General features: G+C 61.9%; 13 protein-coding genes. 9 read left to right on the top strand and 4 right to left on the bottom strand.

What is annotated here, in order from left to right; all coding sequences use genetic code 11:
- Positions 1–2: 2 nt before the first annotated feature.
- From FBY03_RS09815 to FBY03_RS09805, 3 genes are all read right to left on the bottom strand, one after another.
- A complete protein-coding gene (locus FBY03_RS09815; protein WP_147172009.1) occupies positions 3–1100 on the bottom strand; it encodes an amino acid ABC transporter permease in 1098 nt (365 codons plus the stop codon).
- Between the two features lie 10 nt (positions 1101–1110).
- Positions 1111–2295 (bottom strand): amino acid ABC transporter permease, encoded by a 1185-nt coding sequence (locus FBY03_RS09810; protein ID WP_147172008.1) that lies wholly within the window; start codon positions 2293–2295, stop codon positions 1111–1113.
- Between the two features lie 99 nt (positions 2296–2394).
- Positions 2395–3423, bottom strand: coding sequence for an amino acid ABC transporter substrate-binding protein (locus tag FBY03_RS09805; RefSeq protein ID WP_147172007.1), 1029 nt, complete (start codon positions 3421–3423; stop codon positions 2395–2397).
- Positions 3424–3901: 478 nt separating this feature from the next.
- On the opposite strand from FBY03_RS09805, the gene FBY03_RS09800 reads away from it, so the two are divergent.
- The 9 genes from FBY03_RS09800 (at position 3902) to FBY03_RS09760 (ending at position 14930) form a co-directional block, all read left to right on the top strand.
- Positions 3902–4561, top strand: a complete 660-nt coding sequence (locus FBY03_RS09800) for an alpha/beta hydrolase (protein ID WP_147172006.1) — start codon at positions 3902–3904, stop codon at positions 4559–4561.
- A gap of 288 nt (positions 4562–4849) precedes the next feature.
- A complete protein-coding gene (locus FBY03_RS09795; RefSeq protein ID WP_147172005.1) occupies positions 4850–5788 on the top strand; it encodes a GGDEF domain-containing protein in 939 nt (312 codons plus the stop codon).
- A 182-nt stretch (positions 5789–5970) separates the two neighbouring features.
- Positions 5971–7452, top strand: a complete 1482-nt coding sequence (gene rhlB, locus FBY03_RS09790; RefSeq protein ID WP_147172004.1) for an ATP-dependent RNA helicase RhlB — start codon at positions 5971–5973, stop codon at positions 7450–7452.
- Positions 7453–7573: 121 nt separating this feature from the next.
- Complete coding sequence (locus FBY03_RS09785) at positions 7574–8614, top strand: DUF2157 domain-containing protein (RefSeq protein ID WP_147172003.1); 1041 nt, start codon at positions 7574–7576, stop codon at positions 8612–8614.
- Positions 8615–8752: 138 nt separating this feature from the next.
- Positions 8753–9715 carry an ornithine cyclodeaminase family protein gene (locus FBY03_RS09780; protein WP_147172002.1) on the top strand — a complete coding sequence of 321 codons (963 nt, stop codon included), beginning with the start codon at positions 8753–8755 and terminating at the stop codon, positions 9713–9715.
- 10 nt (positions 9716–9725) lie between these two features.
- Positions 9726–10850: an FAD-binding oxidoreductase gene (locus tag FBY03_RS09775; RefSeq protein WP_147172001.1), complete on the top strand. Its 1125-nt coding sequence runs from the start codon at positions 9726–9728 to the stop codon at positions 10848–10850.
- Between the two features lie 108 nt (positions 10851–10958).
- Positions 10959–11591: a transcriptional regulator gene (locus FBY03_RS09770; RefSeq protein WP_147172000.1), complete on the top strand. Its 633-nt coding sequence runs from the start codon at positions 10959–10961 to the stop codon at positions 11589–11591.
- A gap of 784 nt (positions 11592–12375) precedes the next feature.
- Positions 12376–14286 carry a multicopper oxidase family protein gene (locus tag FBY03_RS09765; RefSeq protein ID WP_178090616.1) on the top strand — a complete coding sequence of 637 codons (1911 nt, stop codon included), beginning with the start codon at positions 12376–12378 and terminating at the stop codon, positions 14284–14286.
- Positions 14287–14306: 20 nt separating this feature from the next.
- A complete protein-coding gene (locus FBY03_RS09760) occupies positions 14307–14930 on the top strand; it encodes an SCO family protein (protein ID WP_147171999.1) in 624 nt (207 codons plus the stop codon).
- A 259-nt stretch (positions 14931–15189) separates the two neighbouring features.
- Here FBY03_RS09760 and FBY03_RS09755 read toward each other — a convergent pair whose 3' ends face one another.
- Entirely contained in the window at positions 15190–16314 is a 1125-nt protein-coding gene (locus FBY03_RS09755) for a P1 family peptidase (protein ID WP_147171998.1), read from the bottom strand.
- Positions 16315–16356: the final 42 nt, after the last annotated feature.

The following is a 16356-nucleotide window of genomic DNA, read 5'->3' as shown; positions in this document are numbered from 1 at the left end:
TCCTAACGCTTGTGGCCAGTGTCCAGCTTGCGCTCCAAATGCATGGAGTAGCGGGACATGCCGAAACAGAAGATCCAGAAAACCAGGGCGGCGAACACATAACCTTCGGTGGCCATACCTAGCCAGACCGGGTCAGTGGTGGCTTGCTTGATGCTGTTGAGCAAGTCGAACAGGCCAATGATGATCACCAGGCTGGTGTCCTTGAACAGTGCGATAAAGGTGTTGACGATGCCGGGAATCACCAGCTTCAGGGCTTGCGGCAGAATCACCAGGCCCATCATCCGCCAGTAGCCCAGGCCCATGGCCGCGGCCGCTTCATACTGCCCCTTGGGGATGGCCTGCAGGCCGCCGCGCACCACCTCGGCGATGTAGGCCGACTGGAACAGGATCACCCCGATCAGCGCGCGCATCAGCTTGTCGAAGCTCAGCCCTTCCGGCAGGAACAGCGGCAACATCACCGAAGACATGAACAGCACGGTGATCAGGGGTACGCCGCGCCAGAACTCGATGAAGGTCACGCACAGCACACGGATCGCCGGCATGTCCGAACGCCGCCCGAGCGCCAGGAGAATGCCCAGCGGCAAGGCGCCGACGATGCCCACCGAGGCAATCACCAGGGTCAGCATCAGGCCGCCCCAGCGGGTGGTGGGTACGTTGGTCAGCCCCAAGTAGCCACCGTGCAGCAACCAGTAGGCCAACAGTGGGTACACCACCAAAAAGCACAGTCCGTAGAGCGCCTTGCGAGGCATCTGTGCGACGAACAACGGCGCGGCACCAATGACCGCCATCCACACGGTTAGGTCGACCCGCCAGCGCAACTCGGTCGGATAGAAACCGTACATGAACTGGCCGAAGCGCTGCTGAATGAACACCCAGCAGGCGCCGTCACCGGTGCAGTCGGCACGCGTGGTACCGACCCAATTGGCCTCGATAAACGCCCATTGGATCAGTGGCGGTACGATCAGCCAGACCAGATAGGCGGCGAACAGGGTCAGCAGGGTATTGAACCAGCTGGAGAACAGGTTGGCGCGCAGCCAACCGAGCACACCGACGCTCAGCAGCGGTGGCGGCAGATCGGGTTTGAACGTATGAGTCTGCATGGGCTGCTCCTTACCGCTCGATCAGCGCAATGCGCTTGTTGTACCAGTTCATCAGCATGGAAATACTGATGCTGATGGCCAGATACACGCTCATGGTGATGGCGATCACCTCGATGGCCTGTCCGGTCTGGTTGAGTACCGTACCGGCGAACAGCGAGACCATGTCCGGGTAGCCGATACCAGCCGCCAGCGAGGAGTTTTTCGCCAGGTTGAGGTACTGGCTGGTCAGCGGCGGAATAATCACCCGCATCGCCTGGGGAATGATCACCAGACGCAAGGTGATACCGCCGCTCAAGCCCAGTGAGCGTGCCGCCTCGGTCTGCCCGTGACTGACCGCCATGATGCCAGAGCGCACGTTCTCGGCGATAAAGGCTGCGGTATAGATGGTCAGGGCCAGGGTCAAGGCGATCAACTCGGGGATCATCACCCAGCCGCCGCGGAAGTTGAAGCCACTCAGTGCCGGCGTTTCCCACTGCAGCGGATTACCCGTGAAGACCAGGGCCATGCCGGGCAGCGCGATGATCAACAGCGCCGCAGCGATTGACACATGGAAGACCTTACCGGTCGCCTCTCGGCGAGCTTTCGCCCAGCGGCCCAGCAGCACGATAGCGATGATTGCGATCAGCAAGGCGCCGATAAAGGTGCCAAAACTGTCGGTGGGACTCGGCGCCGGCATGTACAAGCCGCGGCTGTTGAGAAAGAACGTCTCGCCAACTCCCAGACTTTGCCGCGGCCCCGGCAACGACAGCATCACCGCGAAGTACCAGAAGAATATCTGCAGCAACGGCGGGATGTTGCGGAAGGTCTCGATATAGACGGTAGCCATCTTGCTGATCAGCCAGTTTGGCGACAGCCGGGCGACACCGAGGATGAACCCGAGGAAGGTCGCCAGCACGATGCCGATCACCGAGACCAACAACGTATTGAGCAAGCCAATGACAAAGACCCGTCCGTAGGTGTCACTCTCGCTGTAATCAATCAGGTGTTGGGCGATGCCGAAGCCGGCACTGTTGCTGAGAAAGGAGAAGCCGGACGTGATCCCGCGCTTTTCCAGATTGGTCTGGGTGTTGTCGAACAAGTACCAACCCATCGCCACGACGACGATGACGGCAAGAATCTGGAACAGCCATGCACGAACCTTGGGGTCAGTCCAGACCGAGCCCTTGGGGTGCGAATTATTGGCAGTATTTTGCATAGGAGCCCTCTTGGAACACCCTTGCCCGCGTGGGCGGGCAAGGGGTTCACGTCATCAGAACGTTGCTGGCGCCTCAGAACGGGACGCCAGCAAAGACAGTCAGCGCACCGGCGGTGCGTATTGCAGACCACCTTTGTTCCACAGGGCGTTGAGGCCACGTTCGATCTTCAGTGCACTGCCGGCACCGACGTTGCGATCAAAGCTTTCTCCGTAGTTACCCACTTGCTTGACGATCTTCACCGCCCAGTCTTTCGGCAGTTTCAGATCTTTACCGAACTCACCTTCCGCACCCAGCAGACGGGCGATGTCAGGGTTCTTGGTGGTCTTGGCCATTTCCTCGACGTTCTTCGAGTTAATGCCCAGTTCTTCGGCGTTGACCATGGCGTACAGCGACCAACGCACGATGTCGAACCACTCTTCATCACCCTGACGAACCACCGGACCCAGCGGCTCCTTGGAGATCACTTCCGGCAGTACCACGTACTCATCCGGCGCAGCCAGCTTGATGCGCTGTGCGTAGAGTTGCGACTGGTCGGAAGTCAGCACGTCGCAGCGGCCGGCTTCAACCGACTTGGCGCTCTCGTCGGAGGTGTCGTAAGTGATCGGGGTGTACTTCATGCCGTTGGCGCGGAAGTAGTCGGAGAGGTTCAGTTCGGTGGTGGTACCGGCCTGGATGCAGACAGTCGCGCCATCGAGCTCCTTGGCACTGGAGACACCGAGCTTCTTGTTCACCAGGAAGCCTTGACCGTCGTAGTAGTTGACGCCAGCGAAGTTCAGGCCCAGGCCCGAGTCACGCGAGCTGGTCCAGGTGGTGTTACGGGAGAGGATGTCGACTTCGCCGGACTGCAGCGCCGTGAAGCGCTCCTTGGCGGTCAGCGGGCTGAACTTGACCTTGGTTGCGTCGCCGAATACGGCAGCTGCCACGGCGCGGCACACGTCAACGTCGAGCCCCAGATAGTTACCCTTGGCATCCGCATAGGAGAAACCTGGGAGACCATCGCTGATACCACACTGAACGAAACCTTTCTTCTGTACCGCGTCCAAGGTAGCGCCCGCTTGAGCGAAGCCACTAACACCGAGAACAGCTGCTGTGGTCAGCACAGCCAGGGTGGATTTCACCATCTTCATTAAAACCTCCAGTTGCTTTTGTTGTGTTGGAGTCTCGACCCTAGCACCGTACCCTTGTGGGGCACGTTGACCGTGTTGGCAGCAACTTGGTCAACCGGGATCAGGCCTATTCGAGAGTCTAGTAGCAGATTGCTTTCTCAGCTATTCATTCACGCCGCCCTCCCATTGGTCGAATGGGATCAGGGACGTAGCGTGATTCGCCCAACCTCCAGCAGCGCGTGACGAACCTTTTGGGAGCCCCCATTACATGGCTTCCTGCCTGTTGCGCATCCATGCGGTTTGCAGTGTTACCGCTACCGGGATACGTCACCAGCCCTATTTTATAAAGCAAAGCCCGTACCAGCACATCGCCTTACGCACCATACGGGCAGGTCAAGAGCAGAACTTGTAACCTTGCGACATCTTCTTCACAAATTGACCACCCCATTGGAAAATCCGGCGCACACAATAAGCGCGCCCGCACTACACCGGAGCCCCCATGAGCGACCCTCTGATTCTTCAGCCCCCACTTAGCGCCGACGCCTGTGTCATCTGGTTGCACGGTTTGGGTGCCGATCGCTATGACTTCATGCCAGTGGCCGAGGCGCTACAAGTGCGCCTGCGCAGCACGCGCTTCGTCCTGCCCCAGGCACCCACCCAGGCGGTGACTATTAATGGTGGCTGGGCCATGCCCAGTTGGTACGACATTCTGGCCATGAGTCCGGCACGGGCGATCAACCGCGAGCAGCTGGAGGCTTCGGCGCAGCAAGTGATCGGCTTGATCGAAGCACAGCGCGACAGCGGCATCGACCCGGCACGGATATTTCTCGCCGGGTTCTCCCAAGGCGGTGCCGTGGTCCTGCACACTGCTTTCCTACGCTGGCAAGGCCCGCTCGGCGGCGTACTGGCGCTGTCCACCTATGCCCCGACGTTCAGCGACGACCTGCAATTGGATGCGAGCAAACGCTTGCTGCCCGTCTGTTGCCTGCATGGCCGCCTGGACGACGTGGTGCTGCCGAGCATGGGTCGAGCCGCGCATGACTGGCTGGCCGAGCGCGGGATCAATGTCGCCTGGCAGGAGTACCCAATGGCCCACGAAGTCTTGCCGGGCGAGATTCACGACATCGGCACCTGGCTGAGCGAACGCCTGGGCGAATAACCCGCGCCCCAAGCGCCGGTCAGTTCATATGCACGCTCGGCGCTGACTCGCTAAACGCGGGTGCTTGTCAAGGGCTGCATGGCCCGCTCAACAGGTGGCACCCGCATCATTCACTCCGGCCTTTTGTGACGGGGTATTCACTTCGATCCGACCACCGGTCAGTGGTCCTGGGCTTAGGATTGCCAGCCCCATCCGGCAGGAATACTGTCGCATCAGGTGTTTGGTGATACGACAAGGAGTGTTCGCAATGCCGCCCATTTCGCGCAGACAGTGCCGCCTGCGATTGCGATGAAAATCGCCCATTGGCAGGCCGACCTGCAGCAAATCCGGCAACTGCGACTGTTCAACAACGTCGCCAGCGACAGTATCGATCAACTGTTAAAGGAGTTCCGTGCCTGCGACTTGGAGGCTGGCGAAATCCTCCTCTCACCGTTCAACCGTAATCAGTACCTCTACTTGCTGCTCAAGGGGCAGTGCCAGGTCTATCTAGGTTCGCTGGAGAATCAGCCGGTCAGCACCCTCACTGTCGGCGATTGTGTTGGTGAGATCAGTTTCATCGACAACCAACACCCCTCGGCGTACGTGGTTGCCAGCGAACCCGGCAGTGCGCTGCGTCTGCACCGCGAGTCTTTGCTCAATCTGTTCCAGCAGTCGCCGCAGCTGATGCAGAACCTGCTGGAACTGCTGTGCAAGCGAGTGCGCCAAGGCAATCGGGTGCTTCTCGACAGCGAACAAAACGCCAATATCGACACCCTGACCGGCACCTTCAACCGCCGCTGGCTAAAACATGTATTCGAGCGCGAAAGCACCCGCTGCGCGTTCAATAAACAACCGCTGTGCATGCTTATGCTGGATGTCGACCACTTCAAAGCCTACAACGACCAACATGGCCATCTCGCCGGCGACTACGCTCTGCGCCTGGTTGCACACACCTTGCGTGCCCAGCTGCGCCCCAAGGACAGCCTGGCCCGCTACGGGGGCGAGGAGTTTGTCATTCTGTTGCCGGAAATGGGCGAAGACGACGGCCGAAGTATTGGTGAGCGGCTGCGCCAGGGCCTGCAGCAGGTCACCTCCTTCTATTCGCCGCTAGGCACCTTACCGGGCGTGACCGTCTCCATCGGCCTGGCCCTGATGCAGCCGAAAGACAGCCTGCAGAATCTGATCGCCAAGGCCGACAGCGCGCTCTATAAGGCCAAACGCCAGGGTCGCAACCGCCTCTGCAGCTGAATCCTGCGGCGCCTGTTCCGCCGCTTGCCGGAAACATTAGCGCCATCCGACAACAGCCATGGCCTGCCTGAGCAGGGCCATGCGCCTGTCTGGTAGCGCCCTCTGGCCACGGTACTTCGCCGCGCCGGCTTCTTGCTTTACACTGGCAGCCGTTCATTCCTTAACCACTTAATGAGATGACCGTGCTCAAAGCACTCAAGAAGATGTTCGGCAAAGCCGAGGGCCAGCAGCTCAACCCAGCCAGCCAACCCGTCACCCCAACAGCACCTGACGCCAGCGCCGCCAGCCGCGAAAAACGCAGCCACACTGCCACGCCAGCCCGCGCCGCCCATGAACCGTCCGTAGCTGAAAGTGAAGTCAGCGCCGCCAGCAATCCGGCCCAGCCACCCCGCGACGACAAAACCAAGGCCGCCAAGCCTCGCCGCGAACGCGCGCGCAAGCCCGTGGACAACTGGAAGCTGGAAGACTTCGCAGTCGAACCCGCGGAAGGCAAGACGCGTTTCCATGATTTCAAGCTTTCCCCCGAGTTGATGCATGCCATCCACGACCTCGGCTTCCCCTACTGCACGCCGATCCAGGCCCAGGTGCTTGGCTTCACCCTGAAAGGCCAGGACGCCATCGGCCGCGCCCAGACCGGCACCGGCAAGACTGCGGCCTTCCTGATCTCGATCATCACCCAGCTGCAGCAGACCCCGCCGCCGAAAGACCGCTACATGGGCGAGCCGCGCGCATTGATCATCGCGCCAACCCGCGAGCTGGTGGTGCAGATCGCCAAGGACGCCGCGGACCTGACCAAATACACCGGGCTCAACGTCATGAGCTTCGTCGGCGGCATGGACTTCGACAAACAGCTGAAGCGGCTCGAATCGCGCTTCTGCGACATTCTGGTGGCCACTCCCGGCCGCCTGCTGGACTTCAACCAGCGCGGCGAAGTGCACCTGGACATGGTCGAAGTGATGGTGCTCGATGAAGCCGATCGCATGCTCGACATGGGCTTTATCCCGCAAGTGCGGCAGATCATCCGCCAGACCCCGATGAAGGGCGAACGCCAGACGCTGCTGTTCTCCGCGACCTTCACCGACGACGTGATGAACCTGTCCAAGCAGTGGACGGTCGACCCGGCCATCGTCGAGATCGAGCCGGAAAACGTCGCCGGCGACACCATCGAGCAGCACGTCTACATGGTCGCCTCCAGCGATAAGTACAAGCTGCTGTACAACCTGATTGCGCAGAACGACTGGATCCGCGTGATGGTCTTCGCCAACCGCAAGGATGAGGTGCGGCGCATCGAAGAACGTCTGACCCGTGACGGCATCAGCGCTGTGCAAATGTCCGGTGACGTGCCGCAGCACAAGCGCATCCGCGCCCTGGAAGGCTTCCGCGAAGGCAAGATCCGCGTCATGGTCGCCACCGACGTCGCCGGTCGCGGTATCCACGTCGACGCCATCAGTCACGTGATCAACTACACCCTGCCGGAAGAGCCGGACGATTACGTACACCGCATCGGCCGTACCGGCCGCGCCGGCACCAGCGGAACCTCGATCAGCTTCGCCAGCGAAGACGACGCCTACGCCCTACCGGGTATCGAAGCGTTGCTGGGGCGCAAGATCAACTGCGAGATGCCGCCGGACGAGCTGCTCAAAGCGGTTCCGCGCAAGCACTAAGGTTTGCGCTGGAATGAGGCGAAGCCAGCCGGCTTCGCCTTTTTTGTGCCCGTTCACTCGGTGCGGCGACTGTGACTCGTGCAGGATGACCCGCAGTCCACTAGGAAACGGAGCCCTGCACATGACCCTCAAGCTCGATGCCGCCGACCTCACCCGCGCCGTCCAGGCAGGGGTATTGCAACCCGGCCAGGACCAGGCGCTGCTGGCCTTTCTGCGCCAACAACCGCAAACCCGCGCCAGCTTGCAACTGGCGCACGTCGCCTACTACTTCGGTGCACTGCTGATCATCGGCGCCATGGGCTGGCTGCTCACGGAAGCCTGGATGCGCGTCGGCGACTGGGCACTGTTATCCATCAGCGCCAGCTACCTGCTGCTGTTCACCCTCTGCGGTCACAAGCTGTGGCAGCGCGGTCAGCCGATTCCCGGTGGGTTGCTGGGCGCGGTGGCGGTCAGCCTGACCCCGCTGCTGGTGTTCGCCGCACAACGCATGCTGGGCTTGTGGCCGCTGGATGACGAGCAAGGCGCTTACCGCGACTATTACGTCTACGTGCAAGGCGGCTGGCTGGCCATGGAGCTGGCCACGGTGATAGTCGGCGCACTGATGCTACGCCTGCTGCCCTTCCCGTTCATCGTCATGCCGATTGCTTTGGCTCTGTGGTTCATGTCGATGGACCTGACTGAACTGGCCTACGGTGAAGGTTTCGATTGGGCTGAGCGGCGCTGGGTCTCGCTGTGGTTTGGCCTGCTGCTGTTGCTCGTCAGCCTGTGGATCGATGGCCGCAGCAAACAGGATTTCGCCTTCTGGGGCTATCTGGCCGGCCTCCTGGCCTTCTGGGGCGGGCTGAGCCTGATGGACAGTGGCAGTGAACTGGGCAAGGCACTCTACTGCCTGATCAACCTCGGCTTGATCGCTCTCGCCGTCTTGCTGCGCCGCCCCGTCTTCATGGTCTTCGGCGCCCTCGGCGTGGCCGGCTATCTGGGCTATCTGGCCGAGCGGGTGTTCCAGGACTCGCTGCTGTTCCCGGTCATCCTCAGCCTGCTGGGCCTGGCTGTAATAGGGCTCGGCCTGTTCTACCAGAAACATCAGGATGATCTGAGCCGCCATGTGCGCCGCCTGTTGCCCGCGCGCTGGTTGAACCACCTGCCGGCCTTGCGTCGCTAAGGCCTGGCGGCTCTTCGGCTACGTCCCAGGATGAGCACAGGTCGCGCTCACGTATTAAGTTGGCGCTCCGACAGCTGCAAATGCATACTTAAAAGTCCATAATAGATTATTAAGTTCACATTCAGTCGGAGCGTCCCCATGCCCAACGCCACCCCTTATGTGCTTCAGCAGGTTGAAGCCGAGCAGTTGCTCGCCCAGGTCGACGTACACCAAGCCATGCTTGCGATGTTCCGCGACCTGGCCACTGGCAACGCCGTGCAACCGGCGCAACAACTGGTCGAGTTCCCCGGCGGCGCGGGCGACTTCATCAACTACCTCGGGGTGTGGGCCGCGCAGGGCGTGTACGGGGTCAAGACCTCGCCCTATATCGTGCGCCAGCAAGGTCCGCTGGTCAGCGCCTGGACCCTGCTGATGTCGATGCAAAGCGGCCAACCGCTGCTGCTCTGCGATGCCGGCACCCTGACCACCGCACGCACGGCGGCAACTACGGCGGTCGCCGTGGACGCCCTGGCGCCGCAACAGTCCACGCGCCTGGCGGTGATCGGCAGCGGCGCGGTAGCGCGTGCCCATGTGCACTATGCCAAGGGCCTGCGCGAGTGGCAGAGCATCCGTCTGTATTCGACGAACCTGCCCGAGCAGAGCGCTGCCCAGCGCCGCGAGCTGCAGCAACTCGACCCGCGCCTGCAGCTGTGCGCCAGCCTGGAAGAAGCCACCACGGATGCCGAGGTGATCATGCTCTGCACTTCATCGGCCGGCCCGGTACTCGACCCCGGTAACCTGAGCACGCCGGCGCTGATCACCTCGATCAGCACCAACGCACCGCGCGCCCACGAAGTGCCGCCGCAGTCGCTGCCGAACATGGACGTCTACTGCGACTACCGCGCCACCACCCCGGCCAGCGCCGGCGAGATGTGCCTGGCCAGCGAGCAATATGGCTGGGACCGCGCGTTGATTCGCGGCGACCTGGCGGAACTGCTCAGTGGCCAGGCGGCACCGCCTGACTACCGCCGTCATGTGTTCTTCCGCTCCATCGGCCTGGGCCTGGAGGATATCGCCCTGGCCAACGCCCTCTACCAGCTCAAGCACGCGCACGCCGCATAGGAACCCAGCCATGCAACAGGCCGACTTTCTCATCATCGGCGCCGGTATCGCCGGCGCCTCCACCGGTTACTGGCTGGCACCGCATGCGCGGGTCATCGTACTCGAACGCGAGCAGCTGCCCGGCTACCATTCCACCGGTCGCTCCGCCGCGCTCTACACCGTGGCCTACGGCACCCCACAGGTACGCGCCCTGACCGCCGCCAGCCGGGCATTTTTCGATGCACCGCCGGCCGGTTTCGCCGAGCACCCGTTGCTCACTCCACGCGGCGAACTGACCGTGGACTTTACCGGCGACCCGGAGGAACTGCAGCGTCAGTACCAGAGCGCCAAGGCCAGCGTGCCCGAGGTGCAATTGCTCAGCAGCGAGCAGGCCTGCGCCCTGTTGCCGGTATTGCGCGCCGACAAGGTCAAGGGCGCGCTGTTCGACCCGAGCGCCGCCGACATCGACACCGACGCCCTGCACCAGGGTTACCTGCGCGGCATCCGCCGGCATAACGGCGAGATTCACGGCAACAGCGACGTGTTGGAAATCCGCCGCCTTGACGCCGGCTGGGAAGTGCGCACGAGCACGCGAACCTTCCACGCCAAGGTACTGATCGACGCGGCCGGCGGCTGGTGCGACCAGATCGCCACCCTCGCCGGCGCCGCTCCGCTCGGCCTGCAACCCAAGCGCCGCGCGGCCTTTATTTTTGCCGGCCCCGAGGGTGTGAACAGTCATCACTGGCCGATGCTGGTCAGCCTCGACGAGTCCTTCTATATGAAGCCCGATGCCGGCATGCTGCTCGGCTCCCCGGCCAACGCCGACCCGGTCGAGCCTCATGATGTGCAGCCGGAAGAGCTGGACATCGCCATGGGCATCTACCAGATCGAGGAACACACCACCCTGAGCATCCGCCGGCCGACCCGCACCTGGGCCGGGCTGCGCTCCTTCGTCGCCGATGGCGACCTGGTTGGCGGTTACGATGCTCAGGTGCCTGACTTTTTCTGGGTCGCGGCCCAGGGCGGTTACGGCATCCAGACCTCCCCCGCCATGGGCCAGGCCTGCGCCGCCCTGGCGCGCGGCGAGCCCTTGCCGGAGCACCTCGAGTCGTTCGGCCTGAGCGCCGAGATGCTCTCGCCCGCGCGTCTGCGCTGAGTGCCAGGGCCGTCGAGGCGTCGTACAGGTGACGCTTCGGCGGCTTTGCGGCACACTCACCGCGCCACCCGAATACCCCCGGGGATCACCCTCAACGAGCTTTCCGCCATGACGCCGCCCCATCCCGCCCCCGCCCTGGATAATTACCGGGCCGTCGCCGACGCCATCGCCACACTGTTCTTCCCCCACGCCGAAGTGGTGCTGCACGACCTGCGCACGCAGAAGATCGACTACATCGCCAACAACATTTCCAAGCGCGAGATCGGCGACGAGGCGGCCCTGGAAGACCTGCTCAGCGGCGACGTCGACGAACGCACTATCGGCCCCTACGAGAAACTCAACTGGGACGGTCAGAAGATTCGCTCGGTCAGCAGCGTGGTGCGCGACGCCCAGGGCGTGCCGATCGCCGTGCTGTGCATCAACCTGAATATCTCGCTGTTCGAGAGCGCCAAGCAGGCGCTGGAACTGTTCCTCTCGCCGAGCAAACTGATCCCGCAGCCGGACGCCCTGTTTCGCGACGACTGGCAGGAACGCATCAACACCTTCCTGCACAACTGGCTGCGCCAACGCCAGCTCGGCCTCAATGTGCTGACCCGCGAGCACAAGCGCGAACTGGTCGAAGCGCTGCACGCCGAAGGCGCGTTCAAGGGCAAGAGCGCCGCCAACTATGTAGCCAACGTGCTGAACATGGGCCGAGCGACGGTGTACAAGCACCTGAAAGAGATCAAAGGCGAGGGTTGAGCGCTGCACGCGGATAGATAACAGGAAGCGAACCTGAAGGAACCTTGACGACAGGCAACAAGCGGCCAGTTACAGACGCTTAGAACGGAAAAATAAATCCGCCCGCCCTTTCGCAGACGCCGCTGCGCAAAATCTTTGTTTCCGTTAGATGTATTTTTGCTCCTGGCTACGCCTGATTTCCCTGGAATTTGCCGACGATAGCGACATTCAGGACGGACTTCAAAATAGTACTGATGGCACATTGACAACGGCTGTAAAAGATACTTAACCCTTAAGTATCCAGCCAGACTTTAGTCCGATAACAACATAGGAGTGAAGTCCGGTTATCGTGTATTCGACAGTAGGCGACTCATGCGGCTCAGGGGGTAGCTTCAAGCGCCGGGAGCCTTAATGTGGACAATTCAACACTCCGCCGCACGGGACTTGTGTTTCCCCCGCACGAGCATGCCTGGCCGCTCCTGCATGGCCCTCCATTCCCATGACCAGCAGCGCCACCCCCTGGCGCGGTCATCGCAGGCGTAACCGCCCCTCCTTGACCACTGAGTAAGCGCCAGCCATTCAGCTGCGCTCAGCAGGTGGCATTCACCTAGTTAGCTTTCATTCAGGCTTCTGCGCTTATACCCGCAAGGGTGTTGAGCGGCGGTGAGCTATGGATGTGCGCAACCTCTATTGATGAGTTTTCAACAACCACGCAACGAGGAGAACAGCCGCCATGCTCTTATGGAAAAGCAAACTGTCCGCCGCTAGCGGTGAAAAACCCATTCCAGCGAGTAGCCGGAAACCCATGCCACCCCAAGGTTTACCCGAGGACGGCGCACGCCGCACCTTCCTCAAGTTATCCACCACGGCAATGGCGGCGCCGCTTCTGCTGCTGAGTGGGCGTGACAGTGCAGCCAAGAACGGTGGTGACAAGGGCTCGCAACCGGAGTCCTCAGGTAAGCAAGGCAACTCCAGCAGCCCGGCCACCACGCCGTGGCTGGATGTACTGCCGAGAAAGATAGTCGCGCTGAATAAGGTGGACGCGCTGTTTCCAGTTTCCGAATTGGAACCCAAGAGCCAAGATCCAGATCCGCTGAAACGCGAAGCCGGGCGTCCTCCGCACCAGCATTTCGAAATCCTGAACAGGCTGGGCGGAGCGGACCTGTATGAAATAAATGCCCAAGCGCTTCCTTGGCAATTCCATCACGACTACCCCAAAACCAAGCAGATCATCTGGACTTACCAAGGCATCGATCAGTCAGCAGACCCGAAGCCGACCTTCCCCACCACAATCCTCGCCCGCTACGGTCGACCGGCTATTTGCCGCTTCCACAGCCAACTGGCCGGCTCGACGGAGAAACTGGTTGAACAGGGCTTCGCCCGTCCGAGGGTTGGCAGCCCGGAGATCTCCACCCATCTACACAATCTGCACGCGTCCTCCGGATGCGATGGCTTCCCGGCCGACTTCTATAGCGCGGCAGAACTGCGCGATGCTTCGCAGATCACCCCCGGTGAATTCAAAGATCACCTCTATCACAACCTTTATGCGGGCTACTTGGAGAACCTGGAAAATCCCGGCCCGTTCACCGGCTATTCCGCTAATGGTCAGCCAATCGGCGATTATCGCGAGGGCTTGGGTACGCTGTGGTTTCACGACCACACTAAGGATTTCACCGCACCGAACACCTACCTCGGGTTGGCCGGCTTTTACCTGCTATTCGATGAATTCGACTCGGGCAACGAGCTCGATCCAAACCCTAAAGCCTTGCGCCTGCCCAGCGGCGCCTATGACTACCCACTGGCCTTTGGCGACAAGCGCTTCGACGCGAACGGCATGCTGTTCTGGAACCAATTCGATCCGGAAGGCGTGCTGGGCGACAAGGTCACGGTCAACGGCAAGATCGAACCGGTGTTGCCGGTGGATGCCCGCAAGTACCGTCTGCGCCTGCTCAACACCGGCCCCAGCCGGTTCTACGAATTCTATCTAGTAGATGCCGCAGGCAAGGAACAGCGCTTCGACTACATCGCCAACGACGGCAATTTGCTGCCCGAAACGCTGCGCGATCAGACCCGGGTGCACCTCGCTGTGGCCGAGCGCGCCGACATAGTGGTGGACTTTTCCCAGTACCCTATCGGCACCGAGCTCTACCTGGTCAACCGCCTGCGTCAGGACAGTACCCGCAAGGCCAAGGATGTGCGAGGGCCAGGCAGCCGAGTGCTGAAGATCATTGTCGATCGTTATCCAGATAAACAAGACCTCAGCCAGGTACCCAACCAGTTGCGCGAAATACGCGAGCTACCGACGGCGCAGGAGCTCGCCGGGCTACCGAAACGCCGCTGGGAGTTTGACCGCAAGAACGGCATGTGGACGATTAACGGCAAACTGTTCGACGCCGATGATGACAAGAGCAACGTGATACCGCTGGGTGCCGCCGAAGTCTGGGAACTGTCGGGCAAGGGTGGCTGGGACCACCCCATCCATATTCATCTGGAGGAGGGCCGCATGCTCAGCAAGAGCTCGGATGGCAGGCAGCTGCCCGTACCGCCTCACGAGCAAGGGCGCAAAGACATCTTCTTGCTCGAGGGGAGCATGACCATCCGGGTGCTCGTGCGCTTTCGCGACTTCACCGGCAAGTACGTCATGCACTGTCACAACGTGATCCACGAAGACCACGAGATGATGGTGCGCTTGAATATCGTAGATACACCCACTTGATCAGCAGAGGTGGATATCCCATGAACACACGCAGAGAACTAATGTTCGGCATGGGTACCCTGGGTACCGTCGCGCTGGGTCTGCACGCTTGGCCCAGCCTGGCCCAACCGCAATTGACGGACACCGGCACGACCCACGAGCAACGCATTCCCAATACACCGCTGTACACGCACGAGGGCAAGGCGGTCAGGTTCTACGACGATCTGGTGCGTGGCAAGGTAGTCACCATCAACATGATGTATGTCAGCTGTGCCGGCATCTGCCCGACCGCCACGGCCAACCTGAGGCAGGTGCAGAAGCTGTTAGGCGACCGTGTGGGCCGCGACGTGTTTATGTACTCGATCAGCCTGCAGCCGCTGCTGGATAGCCCGGAGATTCTCAAGGCCTACGCCGAGCTGCATGGCATTGGACCTGGCTGGCAGTTCCTCACCGGCGACCCCGCCGATATCGAGCAATTGCGCTATGCCCTTGGCTTCTACGATCCCGAGCCGCTGATCGACGCCAACGACAGCGAACACACAGGCATGGTGCGCATCGGCAGCGACGCGGACCAGCGTTGGACCATGTCGGCCGCCCTGGCCACGCCCCGACAGATCTGGCGGGTGATCAATCATGTGGACCGAACCCGCGTGAGTGCGGCGTAGCGAGGTAGCCTGGGTGACCATGGCTGGAAAACGCTTGGCGGTATTCCACCCTACGTGGAGTTTCGGGGGGCATTCGTGACCAGTATTCGAGCCAATATGCTCGATCCTCGAAAGCGGAAAACACCAGCAAGCTGAGAGCCCCAAGGGCGAAACTGACCCACCGATACAGGGCAGCCTCGAGTCGCCGGGGAGCGCCACCTTCAGCACAGCCAGGTGGCGCTCCTCCGTTGCCGAGGATTCCCAGTGCGGATCTACAGCCTTAGCTTGCCTGTTCGGCTCCAGGCCAGCCTGCCTGGTGCAAGGCCTTCAGCAGTGTGGCGGCGTCCAGCCCAGGCACCGTATGACCATTCACTTCGGTGGTGACGGCGGCCAACAGCGCGTTGACTATGGCTTCTTCCACTGCTTCGCTGGCGGCGAGGAACAAATCGCCGATATGGTCGTTGCTGACCATGCGCAGCCCGTCACAGGTGAAGGCGCCCTTGAGGCTGTAGTCCGCCGCCGGCATCTGGTTGCCGGTGGCGAAGGCGACGAAGATGTCGCCGCTGCAGTCCTCATTGCCGCCGCCGGTGCGGGCGATGCCGATGCTGGCGCGCTGGGCCAGGCGGGTGCACTGGTGCGGCAGCAGCGGCGCATCGGTGGCCAGGCAGACGACGATCGAGCCCATGCCCGGATGCGGCAGCTCGGCGCGGAGGAATGGCGAGGTGGCTTTTTCCAGATAGCGCCCCACCGGGTAACCATCCACGCGCAGCTCGCGGCGCGTGCCGTGGTTGGCCTGGACGATGGCGCCCACGGTCCAGCCGCCCTGCGCCGCACTCAGGCGCCGCGAGGCGGTGCCGATGCCGCCCTTGTACTCGTGACAGATCATGCCGCTGCCGCCGCCGACCGCGCCTTCGGCCACCGGACCGCCCTTGGCGCGGTCCAGGGCTTCGGCGACATGTTCAGGCCGCACGTGGAAGCCGTTGATGTCGTTGAGCAGGCCGTCGAAGGTTTCCAGCACCACCGGCATGTTCCAGTACAGGCGCCCGTCGGCGGGCTGGTTTTGGCGGTCCAGGGCGATCAGCGCATCGCGCACCACACCGAGGCTGTGGGTATTGGTGAAGGCGATCGGGCTGGTCAGCAGGCCGGCCTCGCGAATCCACTCCAGGCCGGTGGCGTCGCCATTGCCGTTGAGGATGTGCACGCCGGCGAAGCACGGCTGCTGGGTGGTGGAGCCCGCGCGCGGTTCGATCAGGGTGACCCCGGTGTTGATGTCGCGACCGCTGGCGCTACGCCCGCGCACGTCGCTATGGCCGACGCGCACGCCGGGCACATCGGTGATGGCGTTGAGGGGACCGGGTTGCAGTTGGCCGAACTGGATTTGCAGATCACGGGCACGTGGTTTCATGGTTTCTCTCATGGCTAGGTTACTTCAGGAAATATTCGGGGG

It is taken from the genome of Pseudomonas sp. SJZ079, from assembly GCF_007993865.1.
In the GTDB taxonomy this organism is placed as follows: domain Bacteria; phylum Pseudomonadota; class Gammaproteobacteria; order Pseudomonadales; family Pseudomonadaceae; genus Aquipseudomonas.
Note: the sequence above shows the minus strand (reverse complement) of the source record. Positions and strands in the feature narration are given on the sequence as shown.

What these genes read in the sequence shown, in the direction of transcription:
- FBY03_RS09815 (WP_147172009.1), bottom strand. Translation starts at nt 1,100, where the DNA reads ATGCAGACTCATACGTTCAAACCCGATCTGCCGCCACCGCTGCTGAGC.
- FBY03_RS09810 (WP_147172008.1), bottom strand. Translation starts at nt 2,295, where the DNA reads ATGCAAAATACTGCCAATAATTCGCACCCCAAGGGCTCGGTCTGGACT.
- FBY03_RS09805 (WP_147172007.1), bottom strand. Translation starts at nt 3,423, where the DNA reads ATGAAGATGGTGAAATCCACCCTGGCTGTGCTGACCACAGCAGCTGTT.
- FBY03_RS09800 (WP_147172006.1), top strand. Translation starts at nt 3,902, where the DNA reads ATGAGCGACCCTCTGATTCTTCAGCCCCCACTTAGCGCCGACGCCTGT.
- FBY03_RS09795 (WP_147172005.1), top strand. Translation starts at nt 4,850, where the DNA reads ATGAAAATCGCCCATTGGCAGGCCGACCTGCAGCAAATCCGGCAACTG.
- FBY03_RS09785 (WP_147172003.1), top strand. Translation starts at nt 7,574, where the DNA reads ATGACCCTCAAGCTCGATGCCGCCGACCTCACCCGCGCCGTCCAGGCA.
- FBY03_RS09780 (WP_147172002.1), top strand. Translation starts at nt 8,753, where the DNA reads ATGCCCAACGCCACCCCTTATGTGCTTCAGCAGGTTGAAGCCGAGCAG.
- FBY03_RS09775 (WP_147172001.1), top strand. Translation starts at nt 9,726, where the DNA reads ATGCAACAGGCCGACTTTCTCATCATCGGCGCCGGTATCGCCGGCGCC.
- FBY03_RS09770 (WP_147172000.1), top strand. Translation starts at nt 10,959, where the DNA reads ATGACGCCGCCCCATCCCGCCCCCGCCCTGGATAATTACCGGGCCGTC.
- FBY03_RS09765 (WP_178090616.1), top strand. Translation starts at nt 12,376, where the DNA reads ATGCCACCCCAAGGTTTACCCGAGGACGGCGCACGCCGCACCTTCCTC.
- FBY03_RS09760 (WP_147171999.1), top strand. Translation starts at nt 14,307, where the DNA reads ATGAACACACGCAGAGAACTAATGTTCGGCATGGGTACCCTGGGTACC.
- FBY03_RS09755 (WP_147171998.1), bottom strand. Translation starts at nt 16,314, where the DNA reads ATGAAACCACGTGCCCGTGATCTGCAAATCCAGTTCGGCCAACTGCAA.